At 38.3% G+C, this 19,950-nt stretch carries 19 protein-coding genes; 4 read left to right on the plus strand and 15 right to left on the minus strand.

Annotation, left to right across the window (positions count from 1 at the left end):
* Positions 1-35: 35 nt before the first annotated feature.
* The 8 genes from G9C87_RS00975 to G9C87_RS01010 form a co-directional block, all read right to left on the minus strand.
* A complete protein-coding gene (locus G9C87_RS00975) occupies positions 36-2,315 on the minus strand; it encodes a cation:proton antiporter (protein WP_228456925.1) in 2,280 nt (759 codons plus the stop codon).
* A 98-nt stretch (positions 2,316-2,413) separates the two neighbouring features.
* Positions 2,414-2,803 carry a hypothetical protein gene (locus G9C87_RS00980; RefSeq protein ID WP_172277016.1) on the minus strand — a complete coding sequence of 130 codons (390 nt, stop codon included), beginning with the start codon at positions 2,801-2,803 and terminating at the stop codon, positions 2,414-2,416.
* A gap of 107 nt (positions 2,804-2,910) precedes the next feature.
* Positions 2,911-3,621 (minus strand): LytR/AlgR family response regulator transcription factor, encoded by a 711-nt coding sequence (locus G9C87_RS00985; protein ID WP_172277019.1) that lies wholly within the window; start codon positions 3,619-3,621, stop codon positions 2,911-2,913.
* Positions 3,599-4,369 carry a histidine kinase gene (locus tag G9C87_RS00990; protein ID WP_172277022.1) on the minus strand — a complete coding sequence of 257 codons (771 nt, stop codon included), beginning with the start codon at positions 4,367-4,369 and terminating at the stop codon, positions 3,599-3,601. The genes G9C87_RS00985 and G9C87_RS00990 overlap by 23 nt, the downstream gene beginning before the upstream one ends.
* A 26-nt stretch (positions 4,370-4,395) precedes the next feature.
* The gene (locus G9C87_RS00995; RefSeq protein WP_172277025.1) at positions 4,396-4,767 is read right to left on the minus strand and encodes a hypothetical protein; all 372 of its coding nucleotides are present in this window, start codon (positions 4,765-4,767) and stop codon (positions 4,396-4,398) included.
* Positions 4,767-5,960, minus strand: coding sequence for an alanine dehydrogenase (locus G9C87_RS01000; RefSeq protein ID WP_172277028.1), 1,194 nt, complete (start codon positions 5,958-5,960; stop codon positions 4,767-4,769). The genes G9C87_RS00995 and G9C87_RS01000 overlap by 1 nt, the downstream gene beginning before the upstream one ends.
* Positions 5,961-6,031: 71 nt before the next feature.
* On the minus strand, positions 6,032-6,439 hold the full coding sequence (gene tsaE / locus G9C87_RS01005; protein WP_172277031.1) for a tRNA (adenosine(37)-N6)-threonylcarbamoyltransferase complex ATPase subunit type 1 TsaE: 408 nt from the start codon (positions 6,437-6,439) through the stop codon (positions 6,032-6,034).
* A complete protein-coding gene (locus tag G9C87_RS01010; RefSeq protein ID WP_172277034.1) occupies positions 6,440-7,009 on the minus strand; it encodes a hypothetical protein in 570 nt (189 codons plus the stop codon).
* A gap of 183 nt (positions 7,010-7,192) precedes the next feature.
* On the opposite strand from G9C87_RS01010, the gene dnaG reads away from it, so the two are divergent.
* The 3 genes from dnaG to G9C87_RS01025 all read left to right on the plus strand — a co-directional run bounded on the left by dnaG (position 7,193) and on the right by G9C87_RS01025 (position 11,693).
* Positions 7,193-9,175 carry a DNA primase gene (gene dnaG / locus G9C87_RS01015; protein ID WP_172277037.1) on the plus strand — a complete coding sequence of 661 codons (1,983 nt, stop codon included), beginning with the start codon at positions 7,193-7,195 and terminating at the stop codon, positions 9,173-9,175.
* A 118-nt stretch (positions 9,176-9,293) separates the two neighbouring features.
* Positions 9,294-9,980, plus strand: a complete 687-nt coding sequence (gene clpP, locus G9C87_RS01020; RefSeq protein ID WP_007842699.1) for an ATP-dependent Clp endopeptidase proteolytic subunit ClpP — start codon at positions 9,294-9,296, stop codon at positions 9,978-9,980.
* Between the two features lie 450 nt (positions 9,981-10,430).
* A complete protein-coding gene (locus tag G9C87_RS01025) occupies positions 10,431-11,693 on the plus strand; it encodes an esterase-like activity of phytase family protein (RefSeq protein WP_172277040.1) in 1,263 nt (420 codons plus the stop codon).
* Positions 11,694-11,802: 109 nt separating this feature from the next.
* Here the strand turns inward: G9C87_RS01025 and tpiA are convergent, their stop codons facing one another.
* Genes tpiA through G9C87_RS01055 form a run of 6 tightly spaced genes read right to left on the minus strand, consistent with a single transcriptional unit; the run spans position 11,803 to position 17,227 of the window.
* Complete coding sequence (gene tpiA, locus G9C87_RS01030) at positions 11,803-12,561, minus strand: triose-phosphate isomerase (protein ID WP_172277043.1); 759 nt, start codon at positions 12,559-12,561, stop codon at positions 11,803-11,805.
* A 14-nt stretch (positions 12,562-12,575) separates the two neighbouring features.
* The gene (locus tag G9C87_RS01035; RefSeq protein WP_172277046.1) at positions 12,576-12,980 is read right to left on the minus strand and encodes a hypothetical protein; all 405 of its coding nucleotides are present in this window, start codon (positions 12,978-12,980) and stop codon (positions 12,576-12,578) included.
* A 4-nt stretch (positions 12,981-12,984) separates the two neighbouring features.
* Entirely contained in the window at positions 12,985-15,111 is a 2,127-nt protein-coding gene (locus G9C87_RS01040; RefSeq protein ID WP_172277049.1) for a S9 family peptidase, read from the minus strand.
* Between the two features lie 27 nt (positions 15,112-15,138).
* On the minus strand, positions 15,139-15,489 hold the full coding sequence (locus tag G9C87_RS01045; protein ID WP_172277052.1) for a TerB family tellurite resistance protein: 351 nt from the start codon (positions 15,487-15,489) through the stop codon (positions 15,139-15,141).
* 60 nt (positions 15,490-15,549) lie between these two features.
* Positions 15,550-16,659: a BT_3928 family protein gene (locus tag G9C87_RS01050; RefSeq protein ID WP_172277055.1), complete on the minus strand. Its 1,110-nt coding sequence runs from the start codon at positions 16,657-16,659 to the stop codon at positions 15,550-15,552.
* Between the two features lies 1 nt (position 16,660).
* Positions 16,661-17,227: a DUF1599 domain-containing protein gene (locus G9C87_RS01055; protein ID WP_172277058.1), complete on the minus strand. Its 567-nt coding sequence runs from the start codon at positions 17,225-17,227 to the stop codon at positions 16,661-16,663.
* Between the two features lie 407 nt (positions 17,228-17,634).
* Between G9C87_RS01055 and folP the strand changes: the two genes are divergently transcribed.
* The gene (folP, locus tag G9C87_RS01060; protein WP_172278310.1) at positions 17,635-18,405 is read left to right on the plus strand and encodes a dihydropteroate synthase; all 771 of its coding nucleotides are present in this window, start codon (positions 17,635-17,637) and stop codon (positions 18,403-18,405) included.
* 70 nt (positions 18,406-18,475) lie between these two features.
* Here the strand turns inward: folP and G9C87_RS01065 are convergent, their stop codons facing one another.
* Positions 18,476-19,945 carry a M20/M25/M40 family metallo-hydrolase gene (locus tag G9C87_RS01065; protein WP_172277061.1) on the minus strand — a complete coding sequence of 490 codons (1,470 nt, stop codon included), beginning with the start codon at positions 19,943-19,945 and terminating at the stop codon, positions 18,476-18,478.
* Between the last annotated feature and the right edge of the window lie 5 nt (positions 19,946-19,950).

Raw genomic sequence — 19,950 nt, forward strand, 5'->3', positions numbered from 1 at the left:
ATAGGTACGAACCATACAGTTGCTAACCGAACCTGTTATGGATTGGATATAATAAGAGCAGAAGGTATATCGGATAGCCAGATACTTTTGGTATCGATTAATCCTTTCCAGCTTTTACTGCTGATGAGCATCAGATCCTGGGAATTTAAAAACTCCTTTTCGATCTTTTTCTCGTTATATAGGGTGATATGATTAGGGGCAACCTGTTCAATGCTTCTGATGAGTTCTTTCACCTCGATATTATTCCGGATCTGTCCTGCGACATCCAGAATGATGATCTGCGAATTATTATTGTTGATCAGCCTCTTGGCGTATTCCAGCAGGTAAAAATCGCTGAGGTTGAAGATCGGGACAAATACTTTATCCGCACTTTTGAAATCTTTTTCTACCAGAACTCCTACCGGGATATTGGTTTTATCAAGGATTTGTAAAGTGAAATCGTCAAAAGGGGAGTTGTTGAAAATATATCCTTTTCCTTTTACGGTATTCAGGAGTTTTTCCGGGTTGATGATCTTCGTGGTGAAACCCAGCAGCCTGCCTAGTAGACTTCCTTCATACATCGATTTTCCAAGCATGATCAAAAGGAGGTCGTAGTTTCCTTTGTTTGAAATGCTGGTAAGATCGTTTTCAATATCCGTAGATGCTTTGAAAAGGGTAGTGACTTCAAGTTTCAGGTCGTGGGAGGTTTCGATTACATTTTTAAACTGCTCATTCTCGTATTCATTGATGTCATAGGCATGCATTTCCTCGACGGGAGCAATATTCATGGCAGTAATGCTTTTATTGCCATTCATTTTATTGGTAAAATCATGAGCGAGTTTTAATAATGTACTTCCCGATTCAGGATTGTCAAATGAAAGCAAAACTCGGTATTTCGAATCATGATGCCCATTTGGGATATTTTCATCCTTTTTAGATTTAAAAAGATAATTGAAAAAATCCAGTGCCGGTCCGGTCATAAAGGTCGTGAACAAAGCCATGATCACCAGCATGGCGAAAATTTCGGGACCCAGAACACCGAGGTCATATCCGATATTCAGAACGATAAGTTCCATTAATCCACGGGTATTCATCAAAGCACCGATCGTTAAGCTGTCTTTCCAGTTGATCCCGAGGAATCGTGCAGCTAAAGCACTTCCTGCAAATTTTCCGGCTACAGCAATCAGAATTATAAATCCGGCTGTCATCCAAAGGTGTCCGTCATTGAGCAGTCCGATCTGTGTCCGGAGTCCTGTAAATACAAAGAATAAAGGAAGTAAAAGAACCAGGGCCACATCTTCGATTTTATCGATGAACATCGTACGGAATTTAGCGTTCTCAGGCATAATAGCTCCAGCCATAAAAGCTCCGAACAAGGCATGGATTCCGATCACTTCCGTTACATATGCAGAAAGAATAAGCGTTAAAAAAAAGATGGCGACCATCGGTTTGTTGATGGTGTTTTTACCTGCCTGCAGATCACCGATCCTCTTGAGGAACGGCCTTACGATCTTGATCATAAAAAAGACATAACCTATGGCCATTAAGATCACATAGATCGAACTGGCAAAAGATCCCGCTTTTACAATAGCGATTACGGCTGCAAGGATACACCATGCGGTAATATCATCTGCTGCGGCACAGGTAATAACGATGGTTCCCAGTTTGGTTTTCTGCAGATTTCTCTCCTGGACGATCCTTGCCAGTACCGGAAAGGCAGTAATGCTCATTGAAATAGCAATAAATAAGGCAAAAGAAGTAAACTGGATACCATCCGGTGCAAATTCCTGATAGATGAAATAGGAGAGTCCAATACCCAGTGCAAAAGGGATAATGATACTGGCGTGGCTGATCACTACGGCATCATGCGCCTTTTTTCTTAAGACGCTAAGGTCAAGTTCCATACCAACGATATACATGAACAGGATCAGCCCGATCTGGCTTAAAAACTGTAAATTCCCAAGGGACTCTTTTGGAAAAAGAAAGGATGAAAACTCCGGAAAGTACATTCCCAGTAATGAAGGTCCCAGAACAATACCGGCAATCATTTCTCCGATCACCGTCGGCTGTTTTATTTTCATGCAAATCCATCCGAATAACCGGGCGACCAGGATGATGGTAACGATTTGTGCCAGCAGTAAAGCCAATGGATGATGAAGGTTGGCTTTAAATGATTCTATAAAGTTATCCCAGGTAGATCCTGAACTTGTTTTTACAACAAGATTTTCTTTTACCTCCAATGTTTGTCCTTCAATAATAAAGAAGTACATCAGGCAAGAGAAAACAGCGATCGTAACTGCATAAAAAATAATATTTCTGTATTTCCCCAAATTCATAATCCGTTATTTTAGTGTAAATTTCTAAAGAATATATGGATGACAGATATTATTTTTTGTAAAATGTAATAAATGCCATAAATAATGTAATGAAAAATCTATTTTAAAGAATATCCAAGCCCAATTCCTACTTTCCAGCTGCCATTTTGTGTAGAAGTCTTGGTATTATAGTACACCGGAACCTGAAGGGCTATCTTTTTGTAAACAAAAGTAAGGCCTGCCCCCAGGTTAGGAGTAACTGCATTGTTTTTCGTCCCTTCTGACCGGTCTTCTTTAATCCGGAGAGACGGAAGCATTCCTACAATAAATTTTGTATGGCGCCAGGTGATGTTGATATTCGGTCCCGTAAAATTGATGAAAGCGCCATGATCCACATATCCGGCTGCTGCCACTCCGTCAAAAAATGCGGCTTTCACTTGAGAAGTAGATTCCTGGGAAAAACAACATCCGGATATGAGAATTCCACATGCATAAAAAAATCTTTTCATGATCAATCATTTAATCAGAGGCAAAAGTATGCGGACTGATCATTGTAAAAAGGAGCTTGTAATCAAAGACCTGAATTCTGCAGCGAAAACCGGATCATTTGAAGGATCTATTTTCCGAACATTTCCATCAGAGCGCTTTTATAGGTATCTCCGATCTGAAGTTTCAGGAAATTATCATCTTCCGCAGGAATTGTGGTAATGATCTCGTTGGTTGAAAATACTTTTATGGAAGACAATGCGATGATCTCTTTTTTATTGATCTGGGCGAAATCTTTAGCAGGAAGCATGTCCAGAAGATTTTTAAAATTGAGGTTTTTAAGGACGATATTGGTTCCGTCGTTGAGAATAATATCTTTATCGCGGCTGTCGATCTCCGAGGTTTTAATATAAGCAATCTGCTCTGTGAAAATAATGGTTTTCCCGATATTCGTATTCCATTCGATAAAGTCTTTCTTCTGCGGGCTGTTGACCAGTTCCTTCGCCTTTTCAAAAGCCTGAATGAGTCTTTCTTTTTTAATAGGTTTACGCACATAATCCACCACATTAAGATCGAACGCTTCGGCGGCATATTCTTTATAGGCTGTCGTGAAAATGATCTTTTTAGAATCTGAAATCAATTCTGCTACCTGAAGGCCCGTCATTCCCGGCATTTCAATGTCCAGAATGCATACGTTGCAGTCGATGGAATGGATTTCGCTGAGGAAAATTTTAGGATCGTTAAAAGCCTTTACCACCTCTACATGATCAATCTGTTCACATAGAAGCTTTAAATAGCTTATCGCCAGCAATTCATCATCAAGAATAACGCACTTTATCATAGAACTCTCCTAAATTAATTTGTAATTCTGCTGTGAAGATCCCGTTTTTGGAACTTTTTTGAAGCTGATAATGCGTGTTATAGATCATTTTCAGCCTTTGATCCAGGGACTGGCTTCCGAATCCGCTTTTTTCTTTTTCCAAAACGTTTTTCAGGGAAGCTTTGTTGATCACCTTCATGGTGTAGATCCCGTTTTCCAGCTCCAGATATATGGATATAAAAGAATCCTGGGCTAAAAAATCCGTATGTTTAAAAGCGTTTTCTATCAGGTCCACAGAAATCAGCGGAGCAAATACTTTCTCTTCAAAGATACGGTCGGATTTATCGATTTTGGATTTGATCCTGAAATCAAAAAGAGGGTTGATCTTGATCTTATTGATTTCAATAAGGCTTAAGGCAAAAGTGAGTTCTTCCTTCGGGCTTACGAATTTATTATTGCTTTCGTATAAGATATAATCCAGCACGTTCGCCAGCTTATCCAGGGACATATAGGTCTGGTAAGCGTGAGACTGAACGGAATTGAGGATATTTTTAAACAGATGCGGATTCAGCTTGGTACCAATGTGTTCCAGCTGAACTTCATTCAGTCGCTGCTCAATCAGCTTATTCGTTTCCGACAGCTTGGTATTTCGTTGTTTGAATTTTTTATTCTGGCCAAACAGGTAGATGCTTACCGTAAGAAAAAAGAAAATAGCAAAGACTCCAATGAATATCAGATAATCATGAATCATGTAATAATTGCCATCCATGGTTGGTTTCTTTAAATAATACCTGCTTATTTCAGTTTTTTAAGGCTGTTCAGCGTTACCGTTTCCTCACATTTTTCATATCCGATCTCGTAGGTCGGATGGGTTTCCGGATAGATCAGTATATATTCCGGACATGGTTTTTTCTGAGCATGGCTGCGGTCGAAATCTACTTTTCCTTTGGTGATAATACTGTCTTTCAGAAATTTTTCATCAATCTTTAAGGTTTTCATTTCATTACTGAATGTCTCTGAATACTTAAAATCCTTTGAAAGCGTTTCAGCAATAACACGGCTGTTGGGCAAATATCCCGAGCAGCTTGCCCCTTTTTTGTTTAATATAAAAAATACGATAATAAGCCCCGGAATAAGGCCGATTAAATAAAACTTCAGTTTTTTCATTAGAAAATTAAAAGATTGATATCATGATAAGTAAGCCCGAAACGGTCGCAGATGATCTTTTTCGTATGTCTTCCTTTATACATATAAAGACTTTGCTTCATTTCATTTTTGCGGATCAGCATATTTTCAAAGCCACCTTCCTCATCATAATTTAAAATGTAGGATAAAAAGAAATTAGAAATAGCCTTTGTTGTCGTTCTCGGCATTTTTGACGTAAGATTCGGAAGACCGCAATGGATCACTCCATGTTTTATGATATAAGGTTCTTCCATGGTCGTAAGTTCTGATGTTTCGATTACTTTACCATTATCTATAGTAATATCAATGATCACACTTCCTTTTTTCATTTTCATTACCATATCTTCCGTAACGATCGGCTGCATATTCAATCTCGGAAGGGCTCCGATCACAACATCTGCACGTCTTAAAGCTTTACCCAGCTCTTTAGGATCGATAATAGAAGTAGGAACACGGCTGTCTACGATGGTATGGAGTCGGCGTAGTTTCGATAGGGAATTATCAAAAACCCTTACACTGGCCCCTAAACCGATAGCTGCTTTGGTGGCAAATTCGCCCACGATTCCTGCTCCAAGGATCAGGACTTCCGAAGGTCTCACACCTGTAATTCCACCCAGCATAAGGCCATTGGATAAAGCCAGCAATTCCGATGCATATAGGATGGAAACGGTTCCGGCAATTTCACCTACCAGCCTTACCAAGGCAAGCTGCTTGTATTCGTCGATAATAAATTCGAAAGCGATTGCATTGATTTTTTTCTCAGCAAGCTTCAGGAAATATTCTTTCTCTCTTAAATTGATCTGAAGGGCAGAAACCAGATACGTATTAGGCTTCATATAATCAATTTCTTCCTCAGTAGGAGGGTTGATCTTTAAAATCAAATCCTGTCCGAAAGCTTCTTTGGGATCTGTAGTGATCTTTGCTCCTGATTCGGAGTACTGTAAATCTGTAAAAAAAGATCCTACTCCGGCCCCCGATTCGATAATGATTTCGTGGCCGTGATCTACCAATACCTGCACTGCATCAGGAGTGATACAGGTTCTTCTTTCGTGAAGACACGTTTCTTTGGGAACACCAATACTAAATTGTTTACCCTTCTTTATAACTTCCAGTTTTTCCTCTTTCGGCATCAATTCTTCTTCAGTAAAAGGAGTGAAAATATTTGTAGTACTCATTCTTTACATTAATTATGTCTTACAGATAAATGTTTTTATAATCAAATTTAGTAAGCAAAGATACATAATATTTACTCGAAAGTGATTTCTCTGCTTTCACCGGTATTTAAAATGCTCATTGAGTGATATTCCAGGCCGTACAGCTCTTCTTCATATACTTCCGGCCATTCGATAATGCATAGATAAGCATTGTCCAGATATTCCTCAATACCGATATCATACACCTCGTCAATATTTTTCAGACGGTAAAGATCAAAGTGAAAAATTTTTCCTTTGGGACTGCTGTACTCATTCACAATAGAATAGGTTGGGGAGCTTACCTCATCCTCACTTCCCAGGTTTTTAAGCAAAAACTGTGTAAATGTTGTTTTTCCGGCTCCCAGGTTTCCTTTTAGCAAAAGAATAGGGTGCTGCAATTGAGGAATAATTTTTTCCACTACAGCCTGCCAGTCTTCGATTTTATTGATTTTCAATTCCATTTATGATGTATAGTTTAATATATTGTTTCGGGCTTCCTTGGTCATTAAACCCTGTTCTATGTAAAAGTTAAGCTGATTGGATATTTGTAAAAGTTCTCCTGGTTGTTTTATCTGAAACAGAACTTTCCTTTCCTCATTATCCAAAAGTCTGATTTTTAAATAATTATTGCAGCCTTGGGAAAAAGCACCGTCAGCACCGTTCCTGATAATGAACCTTCCCTTATGATCATTTTGTACTATTTCCACATACTTTAGATTTTGCGTCAAAAAAACCTCATTGTCGACGGTAATTTTTTCTTTTTCAAAAATAAGTTTTCCTTCCATTCGACCTTTTAGCTGTTCCGGAAACCAGACATTAATAAAACCTCCGATGAAGGCAATAAACATAGGTATTCCTATGATCCATGCGAACCAGCCCGGAATTTCCTTTTCCGGAACTTTGAGTATATAAAGCACAAAAGCAACAGTGAGGAAAGGGATACCTATTAAAATATAAATTAATCTTTCCCTTGTCCATACAAAACCGTTGGCAGGTTTGTAGATATTAAAAGCTTTATAATCTTCAGCCATACATGAAACTTTTATTGAGAATGCGTTCAACCAGGCATTCTGTCATTCATCCGGGTGTCATTTTTCATTTGTCAAATTTAGCCTAATTATTTTATTTAGATCGAACACGAATTTTATCAATTTTAGGAATTTCACGAAGGGGGATTTTTTTGTTTTACAATAGAAATATTATACTTTTACACCATGATTTCCAAACAGACCATTGATAAGATATTCTCCACGATCCGGGTAGAAGAGATTGTGGGTGAATATGTGCAGCTGAAACGGGCAGGGTCTAATTATAAAGGACTCAGTCCCTTCCACGAAGAAAAATCTCCCAGTTTTGTCGTTTCTCCGAGTAAGCAGATCTGGAAGGATTTCTCTACAGGAAAAGGAGGAACTGCGATTTCCTTCCTCATGGAAATTGAAAACTTCACCTATCCCGAGGCGCTTCGCCATGCTGCCAAAAAATACGGAATTGAAATTGAAGAAGATCAGCGCGAGTTTTCTGAAGAAGCTAAAAATGCCCAGTCTGAAAGGGATTTATTATATAAAATTCATGAAGTGGCCAATGATTATTTTCAGAATTTCCTTTGGGCGGCTGAAGAAGGAAAATCCATTGGATTGGCTTATTTCAGAGAACGTGAGCTGAAAGATGATATCATAAAAAAATTCCAGCTGGGGTATTCTCCTGAAAAGAAAAATGCCTTTACGGCGTATGCTTTAGAGAAAGGATATTCTAAAGAAATTCTTGAGAAATCAGGACTCTCTATTTTTCCTGAAAATGCACCGAATGGAATTGACCGTTTTCGTGAAAGGGTCATCTTTCCGATCCATAGCTTCTCGGGAAGGGTATTGGGTTTTGGTGCCAGGATCCTTAAAAATAATGTAAAAACAGCAAAATACCTCAATTCCCCGGAAACGGAGATCTACCATAAATCGAATGTCCTTTATGGATTAAACCAAAGTAAGCAGGCTATTTCCAGGAAAAACGTCTGTCTCTTGGTGGAAGGATATATGGACGTGATTTCTCTTCATCTTTGCGGAATTGAAAATGTGGTGGCAAGCTCGGGAACTTCCCTGACGACAGAACAGATCAAACTGATCAAAAGACTAACGGAAAATGTAACCATCCTCTTTGATGGAGATAATGCCGGAATTAAAGCCAGTTTCCGAAGTATTGATATGTTGCTGACAGAAGGAATGAATATCCGAGTTCTTTTATTTCCTGAAGGAGATGACCCGGATTCCTTTGCCAGAAAACATCCGCAGGACTATGTGGAAAAATTCATCGAAAATGAGGCGATGGATTTTATTGATTTTAAAGCTGAAATTCTTTTAAAAGAAGCAGGAGGTGATCCTATTAAAAAAGCCGAGGCGATCAGGAACATCGTTAAATCCGTAGGGTTTGTTCAGAATGCCTTGAAAAGAGAGGTTTACTTAAAAGAAGTTTCCAATAAATTCGGACTTTCCGAACAGAGCTTGTTTAATGAACTGGATGTCCAGAGGCAGATTACCCAAAATCAGAACCAGCATGTTCAGCAGCAGAAAGAAAATGTTCCCGTTAAAATGGATATTGTTCCTCCGGATGAGGATAAAGGGGATCCTTTTCTGTATGATGTCTTGTTTATGGAGAGTAAGCTTGTGGATCATATGCTGATGTTTGGAGATGTTGTTTTAAAAAGAACGGACGCCAATAATGAGGAGTATCAGATCACGGTCATTGAAGAAATTCTGCACCATTTTGAGGAAGAGCAATATCAATTTTTGGTAAAAGGAAATGAGATCATCATTAATCAGGTAAAAGAAGGCATCCAGCAGGATGAACTGAGAAGCGGGAATTTTTTCGTATCTTTTATGGACGAGCAGATCACCTCGAAGGTAGTAGATGCGTTAATTCCATTGGATGAGCTTGAAAACTGGGCATCCCGGAATATTTATCCTCCCAATTACGGGGATAAAGTGGCAGAGCAGATCAAAGGTGACGTCTTGCTGCATAAATACCGGTATATCGACTACCTGATCAAAGAAACGGCTAAAGAGCTGGATCAATACAGCGGAAAAGATGAAGGAAAATATTTTGAACTGATCAAAAAGATCACCTTATTGAAACAGGCGTCAATGAAACTTAATGATATTATCGAATACTCACCCATTAAAGGGATTTATAGAGACAGTAAAAGATAATTTTAAGACAAACTGTTGGCGGGGCATCAATCATTTCTGACAAAAAGTCCTATAAAATTTTAGGAATAAAAGTTGTAATTTAAACTTCAGAAAAATTTAAAATAATACCAATAGAAATATGGACATTAAAAAAGAATTCAGAGATTTCTCTGTAAAGCATTTAGGAAACAGCGGTTTGGTTACCGATCAGTATATGGGAATGTATGGTCCAACGAATCTTACGCCTTACATTATGGAGGAAAGAAGATTGAACGTTGCTCAGATGGACGTTTTCTCCCGTTTGATGATGGACAGGATTATTTTCCTTGGAACCGGAATCGATGACCAGGTAGCTAATATCGTAACAGCACAGCTTTTATTCCTTGAAAGTGCTGACCCTTCAAAAGATATTCAGATCTATATCAACTCTCCTGGTGGTAGTGTATATGCAGGTTTAGGTATCTATGATACGATGCAGATCATCAAACCGGATGTAGCGACAATCTGTACAGGTATTGCTGCTTCAATGGGAGCTGTATTGTTAGTTGCCGGAGAAAAAGGAAAACGTTCCGCACTTAAGCATTCAAGGGTAATGATCCACCAGCCTTCAGGAGGTGCACAAGGTGTTGCTTCTGATATGGAGATCAACCTGAGAGAGATGTTGAAATTAAAACAGGAGCTTTACGATATCATTGCAGAGCATTCAGGACAAACTTATGAGTGGGTTGAAAAATCTTCTGACAGGGATTACTGGATGACTTCTGAAGAAGCTAAAAACTACGGAATGGTAGATGAGGTTTTACAGAGATCCAAAGAGAAAAAATAAGTTTCTTTAAATACTAATGAAGCGCACCGATAGGTGCGCTTTTCTTTTTTATAATAATCCTATGTCATTAACTACGTCTGATCTTCGATTTCAGAACGGAGCGCATATGAAGTGAAGGAATCTAACACTATATGTCTTTTTTTTAACCACAAAAGTCACAAAAGTTTTTAAACACGTTAGCTGTTTTTAAGGACCAGAATGCTGTATAGAAAATACACTTAAGTTTTAAAAAAAATCTTTGATTTTGACAGCGACCTGGGAACCGGAAACGTTAAAAAAATGAATCCTATAAACGTTAAAAAAATTCTACTGTCTGAGTGTGGAGTAAATATTAAATCTTGAACCTTTGTTTCAAGACAAAGAAATTAAGTCATATTTAAAATACAATTATTATTCAATTCAACATTAGTTCACAATCGCTGTTTACATTCGCAACCATAAAAAGTAATCATGAAAAAACTTCTTCTTTCATCTCTTATCCTAGGAACTTTATGGTCATGCAATAACGATGATACGGTAAATAACCAGGACATCAATTATAATAAACTGCCACAGGAATTTCCTTTTACAACGGTTGCTACAATCAATGGAGTCGCTGTAATTAATGGTGGTTTCGGTTCCGGAGCAACAGCCCATCCTACCCGTAAAGGAGAATTTTATGTGATCACGGACCGTGGTCCCAATACCGCTTATCAGAATGGAATTAAATTCCTCATTCCCAACTATACACCCACGATCATGCATTTTAAGATCAATGCTGATGGAAATATCGAAGTACTGAAGTATATCAAGCTTAAAAATCCTTCGGGACAACCTATTACAGGACTTCCAAACCCTCAGGGAATGGGAAGTACGGGTGAAATTGCTTATGGTGTCAATGGAAATGTATTGGGTACTGATAATTACGGATTGGACAGTGAGAGTATTGTAGCTGCTGCTGACGGGACGTTTTGGGTGTCTGATGAATATGGACCTCACATCGTTCACTATAATGCGGATGGGGTGGAGATGGAAAGGATCAGTCCTATTGGAGTGAATACAGGAAACAGGAAATTGCCTGCCGTTTTCGCAAAAAGAAGACCTAACCGGGGAATGGAAGGAATGTGTATGACTCCTGACGGAAAGATGCTGGTGGGAACGATGCAGTCGACCATGTATGTTCCTACCAAAGCTCTCGCTACCAATACTACTTTAACAAGGATTGTAACATTTGACCTTGCAACCGGGCAGACAAAACAATATTTATATAAACAGGATGGGGGAGCATCCGATTCCGTTTGTGATATTACAGCAATCAGTAATACTGAGTTTTTAGTTATTGAAAGAGACGGGAAATTCGGTTCTCAGGGCGGACTGAAGAAAGTGTACAGAATTAATCTTTCCGGCGCATCAGATGTTACCGGTCCCGACCTGGCTGCTGTTGATGGGCTAAAGATCAATGATAAAGCTTTGGAACAATCCACATGGGCTGAGATTGATGCTGCCGGGCTAAAGCCGGTTTCCAAGACTTTAGCTGTGGATCTGGTTGCTAAATTGGGATATGAACACGACAAATTCGAAGGAATTGTTTATCTGGGAGGAAATAAACTGGCTGTTTTCAATGACGATGATTTTGGAGTTACCGATGATGGAAACGGAAACCCGAAAGCGAAGATTCTTCCTAAGACAGGAAAAGTAGATAAAGGAACAATGTATGTAGTCGATATTCAGTAATCATATTTTTAAAAGAAAAGCGGCGGAATACAATTCCGCCGCTTTTTATTTTTATGATATTGATTCAGTAGAGCATCTAACCTCTAATATCTAAGTTCTAATATCTAAACTAATTAAAGGCCTCAATAATTTTAGAGAAATCCTCCAGTTTTAAAGCAGCTCCGCCAATCAGTCCACCATCGATATCCGGTTGGGAAAAAATTTCTTTAGCATTATCCGGCTTCACTGAACCTCCGTAAAGGATGGAAACTTCATCTGCAACTTCCTGTCCATATTTTGCAGCAATGATGCTTCTGATATGTGCATGGATTTCCTGAGCCTGCTCAGGTGTAGCCGTTTCACCGGTTCCGATTGCCCAAACGGGTTCGTAAGCAATTACTACTTTTTTGATTTCCTCTGCGGAAAGAGTAAATAAAGCCACTTCAGTCTGGTTTTTTACCACTTCAAAGTGCTGGCCTGCTTTTCTCTGTTCAAGTGTTTCCCCATTGCAATATACCGGAATTAAACCTTTATCAAGTGCTAACTTAACCTTTCTGTTGCAATGTGAATCTGTTTCACCGTGGTATTGTCTTCTTTCAGAGTGCCCGATAAGTGATCCGGTCACATCAATAGATTCCAGCATATCTGCAGAAAGCTCTCCTGTATAGGCTCCGCTTTCATGCTCACTCATATCTTGGGAAAAAACTCCGATCTCATCCTTTTCAAAGATGTCTTTTGCCATCATCAGATACAATGAAGGAGGAGCGATCCAAACCTCACAATTCGTCGGGTTATTGTTTTTATAGCTAAGTAATTGAATCATTAATTGCTGAGCATCAATTACATTTTTGTTCATTTTCCAGTTTCCTGCAACGATCTTTCTTCTCATAATTATTTTACTATTTAATCTTCTTTTATTTTAGTGTCTATAAATGTGTAGGTGTTATCTTTTTTACCCATTAATTCAATTGATTGGAACTTTACATTACCGTTATCCAGTACTTCATAATTGTACACATCAATCACCTTATCATAGTTATGAAGTTCATAATATTTTCCGGATTCTGTCCACCAGCTACCATTTTCAGTTTCCTGTTGTACGTTACCGTCCTGATCAATAGCAACAAATAAAAGCATGCTTTTTCCGTTTTCCATCCTGCATGAAACCCAGTACTTTGAGAAACCTTCGATCTGTTGGTTTTGTTCAGAACCCTTATAACACCCTACCATCTTTGGATCGTAGGTTTTTTGTTGTGCTGTTAATCCTATTCCAATACAAAATAAGGATATGGCAAATAGTTTTTTCATAAAATTATTGATTAATTCCTTCTAATTTAAACATAAAGGCGTACACCAAAGCAGTATCCTTCAGGTAGTCGAATCTTCCAGAAGCACCTCCGTGACCATAAGCCATATCAGTTTTTAAAAACAATACATTTTTATCTGTTTTCATATCCCGTAATTTTGCCACCCATTTTGCAGGCTCGAAATACTGTACCTGTGAGTCATGCAATCCTGTTGTTACCAAAAGATTGGGATAATTTTTCTTTTCTACATTTTCATAAGGCGAATAGGATTTCATATAGAAATATGCCTCTTTATTATTAGGATTTCCCCATTCATCATATTCGTTGGTGGTTAATGGGATGCTTTCATCAAGCATGGTATTCACCACATCTACAAACGGAACGTGAGCAATAACTCCATTCCAAAGATTCGGGCTCATATTGGCAATCGCTCCCATTAATAAGCCTCCGGCGCTTCCGCCCTGAGCATACATATGCTTTGGAGAAGTGAATTTTTCCTTTACAAGATATTCTCCAGCATCGATGAAATCCGTAAATGTGTTCTTCTTTTTCATCATTTTACCATCTTCATACCACTGCCGTCCCATCTCCTGACCTCCACGGATGTGAGCCATCACAAAGACAAATCCTCTGTCTAAAAGGCTTAATCTGGTAATGCTGAAAGAGGCATTGGATGAATTTCCGTAAGAACCATAGGCATAAAGCAACAGCGGATTTTTTCCGTCCTTTGTTAATCCTTTTTTGTACACAACTGAAAGAGGTATTTTTGTGCCGTCTTTAGCGGTAGCGAAAAGTCTTTCTGTTACATAATTATCCTTATTGTAGCCTCCTAAGACCTCCTGCTGCTTTAAAAGAGTTCTTTTCCCTGTTTTCAGATCTTGTTCAAACTGGGAAAGCGGCGTAATCATAGACGTGTATCCGAAACGGAAATTGTCCGTATTGTATTCCGGGTTTCCTGCCGGAGAAACGGTATAAGTAGGTTCATCGAATTTTACAAACTCTTTTTTCCCGGTTTTCCTGTCATAAATGACCAACTGGGAAAGCCCATTTTGCCTTTCGCTAAAAACCAGGTAATTTTTAAATTCCGTAATGCCCTGCATTAAAACATCTTTTCTGTGGGGAATGAAATCTTTCCAGTTTTCAACTCCTGTTTTGGTTAAGGGAGTTTCTACGACTTTAAAATTAAGGGCATCTTTGTTCGTGGTGATCAGGAATTTATCCTCTAATGGTGTTACATCGTATAAAACATCCTTCATACGTGGCTGAAATACTTTAAATGTACCATTAGGATCATCTGCATTCAGGTATCTTGTCTCAGAAGAAGTAGTGGCAGCAGAATAAATCATAATGAATTTATCATTTTTAGATTTTCCTACCCCGATGTAATTGGACTTATCCTTTTCTTCATAAACCACCACATCTTTACCAGGATCTGTTCCGAGTGTATGCCTTTTGATTTTTTCAGACAAAAGTGTTACGGGATTATTCTCAGTATAATAAATGGTTTTATTATCATTAGCCCATATTGCTTCACCTTCGGTATTTTTAATGCCCAGATCGGTTGTTTTTCCTGTAGAAAGGTCCTTTAAAAACAATTTATACTGCCGTCTCGAAACATCATCCACACCATACACCAGTTTTGTATTATCCGGGCTTATGTTGAATCCTGCCGCTGAATAATAAGGGTGTCCTTCAGCAAGCTGGTCCACATCCAGGAGTATTTCTTCAGGTGCCTCAAGACTACCTTTCTTTCTGCAATATTTAAAATACTGTTTTCCCGTTTCAGTCCGTGTATAATAGTAATATCCGTTTTTGAACGAGGGAACCGATTCATCTTTTTCTTTGATCCTGGATTTCATTTCCTGGAAAAGTTTTTCCCTGAAAGGTTCCGTATCCTTCATCATTCCTTCCCAATAGGAATTTTCCGCCTTCAGGTAATCAACAACTTTTGTGGAGTCTTTTCCTTTTTTGAAGTAATCGATCATCCAGTAATACGGATCATTTACCTTATCACCGTGTATCGTTCTGATGTGGTCCTGTTTCTCTGCAACAGGAGCCTTAAGATCAGGGAATTTTTGAGATTGAAGGGTAGAAGCACTCATGATTAATAGTCCTAGATATAATTTTTTCATACTCATATTGGTTTTTTGGGCAGGTGTCTAGTTCAGATGCCACATATTCTTTAAAAGCTTATAGAAGGTATGTTCTTCATCCGTTACTTTGTTATCAGCTTTTATAAGTGTTTTGGCAAATTCTGCAAATTTTACGCGCTCTTCTTCCGTAGAGTCATCATAAAAACAACGGGCATGAAATTCAAAATGATCTTTCCATTCTTCAGGCTGAAGCAGGGCGATGGTTTCCAGTTCATTATCCAAATTCATTTTGAACGGAAATTCATCAGCTAAATATTGCTGTACAAGCATTCCTTCTTCAGGGGCAAATTCTCCGTCTACGGAAGAAAGAATCATTAATAAATGGTAACCGGCGATTGGCTTATTTGACTTTTGCATGAGTTGATTAAAAGTTTAGTGTTTAAAGTGGGTCAATTGACTCCTATTATGTATACGTTATTATTTAATATAATCTTTTGCAGGCTGTTTGTCTACAATTTTTCCGTTCTGTAATATCAGGACAAACGGGTTGCTTCTGGCAATGGTTTTAATGGCAGTTCCATCCATCATTGCATTTTTAATGGTTTTAAATGTGTTCGGATCCGTAGAGACACCATAGATAACTGCACCTTTCTGGGCATTTACCTTAGCTTCAACTTTCTGGAGCAATTCCTGAGAAAGCTCTTTAGGGTGATAAGAAAATACCAAAACAGCCTTTGGAGCTTTAATAATCTCATCAGTAACCTCAAGCCCGGTAGGATCTTCAATTTTAAATTTTACAATCTCAGACTTGTAGCCTTCTTTTACGATGACAGATTCGTTTTTTCCTTCTTCAATCTTCCATGGAGAACCGTCAGCCCAATATTTTGTTTCTTTGATGTAATCATCCTGATTTACCTTTAAAACCTCCCCGGTTTTTTGATTTTTAAGAGAGTAGAAGGTTTTATATTCCGACGGGTTTTTACTGATTTTATCTTTTTCTGCTTTAATATCCGTACCGATTTTATAATCGCGGAAATCGATAAGAGGCTCGTGCATAATTCCCTGTGCCATTATGTACACCATGACAAGACCAAAAGCTCCCACAAGGAAATATTTATACTTGGCCGTAGGTGTTTTCGTTGTGCTGCTGTATTCGTCTTTTCGGGCGAATTCTTTTCTGTACAGAACAAATAAAATAATCAGTCCGATCAGCAGAACAACGTCTTTAAAGAAACTCTGCCATGGCGTAAATTTTATTGCATCTCCAAAGCATCCACAATCGGTTACAACATTGAAATAAGCTGAATAAAAAGTAAGGAACCCAAAGAAAACACAAAGGGCAATGAGCATGGATAAGGTGAATTTCAGTCTTAATTTTATTAAAAGCATAAATCCAAGGAAAAGCTCCAGTACCACCACAATAACTGAAAACAGCAAAGCAAATTTTTCGAAAAATGGCATGTTGAAAACTGCGGGGGAAAAGTATTCTTCCATTTTAAAGGAAAAACCCACCAGATCCACAGCTTTTACAAACCCGGAAAGGATAAAAATAACTGCAATAATAAAACGAAGTACACCTTTGATCATTTTAAATAGTTTTAGGTTCGAAATTGTTTTCTTTTTCAGAGAATTTGATCAGACAGAAAACAGCATAATTCAGCATATCAAAATAGTTGGCATCCAGGCCTTCGGAAACGATCGTTTTTCCCTGGTTATCCTCGATCTGTTTTGTTCTCAGGACCTTCTGGTAAATAAGATCTGTTATGGAAGAAATTCTCATATCTCTCCATGCTTCGCCATAATCATGATTTTTTCTTTCCATCAGAGCCTGAGCTTCAGATGCATATTTGTCATAAAGGCTTAAAATCTCATCATTATTTTCATTGAAATCGTTGGAAAGACCTTTTTCAAGCTGAATAAGTCCGATGATCGAATAGTTGACGATCGCAATAAATTCGTCTTCTTCACTTTCTTCAACCATTTTTTTATCCGTCATTTGCAGGGTCCGGATTCTGTTCACTTTAATATAGATCTGATCTGTAATTGAACTTGGTCTTAGAACCCTCCATGCTGCGCCGTAATCCTGTAATTTTTTACTGAAAAGATCACGACATTGATTGATAACTTTCCCGAACTGTACTGAAGTTTTTAACATAAATTCTCTTAATAGCCCAAATATACAAAAATACGTATTAGGTTGTGGGAATTGGAGTGTGATTTTGAGCAGAAATGCTTTTAGGTTTGAGGGTTTGAGGGTTTGAGCGTAAGAGGGTGGTGGGGTTGAAGAGTATGAGAGTTGGGGATGAAAAGATTGTAAATACTAAGTGGAGAATACATTGTCAAATTGCTTATGATCTGGTGCCCATTGCTTATCAAATAACCTTGCTCATATTACATTTACTCCTTAGCTTTGCATTATTAAAATTCACCAGTACATCATAACCTTTATCACTCACACTCACAAACCCTCAAACTCTCATGCTCTCCAAACCTCCAACTCAGAAACCTTTTCACTCTATCAACTGCAATGGCAGAATAGTAGATTTAACGATTCCAAAAATTATGGGAATTTTAAATCTTACACCGGATTCTTTCTCTGATGGAGGGAAGTTTAACGATGAAAAGACCGCACTGGAGCACACGGAGAAATTACTGAAAGAAGGAGCGGAAATCATTGATATCGGACCCCAGTCTACGCGTCCTCACGCTGAATTTCTCACGAGCAAAGAAGAGATTCTAAGGATCGGAAAGCTGATTTCTCAGATCAAAAAAGAATTCCCTGAGGCATTGATCTCATTGGATACCTTCTATTCGGAAACGGTGAAGTTTGGTTTTGATGAAGGAATTGACCTCATTAACGATATTTCAGGAGGACAATTTGATGATAATATGTTCGATATTGTTTCAGCAACAGGACTTCCTTATATTCTGATGCATATAAATCCTTCCTATGAGAGGATGCATGACAAAACAAAATTTGAGGATATTACATTAGAGGTGAACCGGTATTTTAGTGAAAAGACCCATGAGCTTTTACAGAAAGGAGTGAGGGATATTATTCTGGATCCCGGTTTTGGTTTTGGAAAAACGGTGGAAGATCAGATGAAATTAATAGGAGAAGTGGAGTATCTGGAATTTGGACGATTTCCTCTGTTGATTGGTATTTCCAGAAAATCTTTTATTTACAAACCTCTAGGTAAAACCCCATTGGATATTAATGAAGAAACCCAAAAACTTCACATGAAAGTTTTAAAACAAGGGGCAAAAATTCTTAGGGTTCACGATGTTGCCGAAGCTAGAAAAACAATGGAGGTGTTTTTGCAAGAAAAATGATAAATGGGCTAAAAAAACTATGCGCTAAAAAGAATCAACGCATAGTTTTAAATGGTAAACCAATCATATTTTATCTCTCTAATGTAAAGTTTGGGATCACTTTCGGACGATCACTTTCATTAGCTACTTTCCATGAAGTTCTGTACATCCATTCCGTCATTTTGTATAACTTTTTGTAATTGATGTTTTCAGACTCATCCTGTGGAGTATGGTACTGCTCATGTAAAACACTGGTAAAAAAAATAGCAGGGATTCCTAGTTTTGCGTACGGTAAATGATCACTTCTGAAGTAAAAATATTCAGCATGATTAGGAGAATCCCAGTCTTTAAGGTATCTGAATTTCGTACTTTCGTTATTGGCTTCTTCAGCCATTTTTACCAGTTCTTCAGAATTTTTATGCGGAACATTTCCTCCTAACAGAGCTGCTTCTTCATTGCTGTTTCTGCCGATCATATCGCCATTCAATACTGCAACGATCTGTTCTTTAGGAACTACAGGATGGGCTGCATGCCATCTTGACCCCAAAAGTCCTCTTTCTTCGGCACCATGAAAAACAAAAAGAATACTTCTTTTTCCGGGTTGTTTTTTGTAAGCTCTTGCCATAGCAAGCATAGCTACACAGGTACTCGCGTTATCATCTGCACCGTTGTAAATGGTATCATTTTTAACCGGATGTCTTATCCCGTCATGATCCTGATGTCCGCTGATCAGAACATATTCATTTTTTAACCTGGGATCTGTTCCTTCAATTTTTCCGATAACGTTTACAGATGGATACTTATGGGTTTCTGTGATCAGGTTGATAGACACTTTAGGGTTGTTTTTTACCCAACCTGCATTTTCTCTTTTGATCCACAAAACAGGGATATTGTTTGTAATGCTTTCTCTTAATCCCTCTACGCCATACGATCCTCTTGTCATTTGCGGAAGAACTTCTACCCAACTTTTTTCAGAAGTGTCATCTGTGATGAAAATAATGGCTTTAGCGCCAAGATTTAGTGCCGTATTATAGTATTTTGTTCTTACAAATCCGGGATATCTTCTTACAAAAAGGGTCATTTCCTTTTCAATATTTTTATCGGAAGCGTTTACGGCCAGTACTTTTCCTTTAAGATTCAATTTAGATAGATCTTCAGGTTCGGTATTTCCGGCGTACACAACATCAGTTTCCAGATGAGCATTTACAGGTTCTGCAACAAGAAAATCCTTCCATAATCTTAATGTATTTTCACCCAGTTTTACGCTGCTTTGCGGAATTACCTGATGCCTGTACATATCAAAATACTGAAAAAAAGTGCCGTTTTCTCCTGCCGGAGACATCCCGGACTCTTTCGCCTTATCTGCCAGCCACATCGAGACTTTTAACTCATTTAACGTTCCTGCTTCACGCCCCCAGAACTGATCAGCAGCCATTTCATACATATCTTTTTTAAGATCTGATTCTTTGATTGCAGATACTAAAGGCTTTTTATAGCTTTGGGCATGGGCTAAAAAGATAGCAAATACGCCGATAATTGATAGAAAATAATTTTTATTCATAGGGT

Source organism: Chryseobacterium sp. LAM-KRS1, from assembly GCF_013184525.1.
GTDB lineage: Bacteria > Bacteroidota > Bacteroidia > Flavobacteriales > Weeksellaceae > Chryseobacterium > Chryseobacterium proteolyticum.

Bases quoted from the DNA above. Each gene is read 5' to 3' on its own strand.
- G9C87_RS00975 (WP_228456925.1), bottom strand. From the start codon at position 2,315: ATGAATTTGGGGAAATACAGAAATATTATTTTTTATGCAGTTACGATC.
- G9C87_RS00980 (WP_172277016.1), bottom strand. From the start codon at position 2,803: ATGAAAAGATTTTTTTATGCATGTGGAATTCTCATATCCGGATGTTGT.
- G9C87_RS00985 (WP_172277019.1), bottom strand. From the start codon at position 3,621: ATGATAAAGTGCGTTATTCTTGATGATGAATTGCTGGCGATAAGCTAT.
- G9C87_RS00990 (WP_172277022.1), bottom strand. From the start codon at position 4,369: ATGGATGGCAATTATTACATGATTCATGATTATCTGATATTCATTGGA.
- G9C87_RS00995 (WP_172277025.1), bottom strand. From the start codon at position 4,767: ATGAAAAAACTGAAGTTTTATTTAATCGGCCTTATTCCGGGGCTTATT.
- G9C87_RS01000 (WP_172277028.1), bottom strand. From the start codon at position 5,960: ATGAGTACTACAAATATTTTCACTCCTTTTACTGAAGAAGAATTGATG.
- tsaE (WP_172277031.1), bottom strand. From the start codon at position 6,439: ATGGAATTGAAAATCAATAAAATCGAAGACTGGCAGGCTGTAGTGGAA.
- G9C87_RS01010 (WP_172277034.1), bottom strand. From the start codon at position 7,009: ATGGCTGAAGATTATAAAGCTTTTAATATCTACAAACCTGCCAACGGT.
- dnaG (WP_172277037.1), top strand. From the start codon at position 7,193: ATGATTTCCAAACAGACCATTGATAAGATATTCTCCACGATCCGGGTA.
- clpP (WP_007842699.1), top strand. From the start codon at position 9,294: ATGGACATTAAAAAAGAATTCAGAGATTTCTCTGTAAAGCATTTAGGA.
- G9C87_RS01025 (WP_172277040.1), top strand. From the start codon at position 10,431: ATGAAAAAACTTCTTCTTTCATCTCTTATCCTAGGAACTTTATGGTCA.
- tpiA (WP_172277043.1), bottom strand. From the start codon at position 12,561: ATGAGAAGAAAGATCGTTGCAGGAAACTGGAAAATGAACAAAAATGTA.
- G9C87_RS01035 (WP_172277046.1), bottom strand. From the start codon at position 12,980: ATGAAAAAACTATTTGCCATATCCTTATTTTGTATTGGAATAGGATTA.
- G9C87_RS01040 (WP_172277049.1), bottom strand. From the start codon at position 15,111: ATGAAAAAATTATATCTAGGACTATTAATCATGAGTGCTTCTACCCTT.
- G9C87_RS01045 (WP_172277052.1), bottom strand. From the start codon at position 15,489: ATGCAAAAGTCAAATAAGCCAATCGCCGGTTACCATTTATTAATGATT.
- G9C87_RS01050 (WP_172277055.1), bottom strand. From the start codon at position 16,659: ATGATCAAAGGTGTACTTCGTTTTATTATTGCAGTTATTTTTATCCTT.
- G9C87_RS01055 (WP_172277058.1), bottom strand. From the start codon at position 17,227: ATGTTAAAAACTTCAGTACAGTTCGGGAAAGTTATCAATCAATGTCGT.
- folP (WP_172278310.1), top strand. From the start codon at position 17,635: ATGGGAATTTTAAATCTTACACCGGATTCTTTCTCTGATGGAGGGAAG.
- G9C87_RS01065 (WP_172277061.1), bottom strand. From the start codon at position 19,945: ATGAATAAAAATTATTTTCTATCAATTATCGGCGTATTTGCTATCTTT.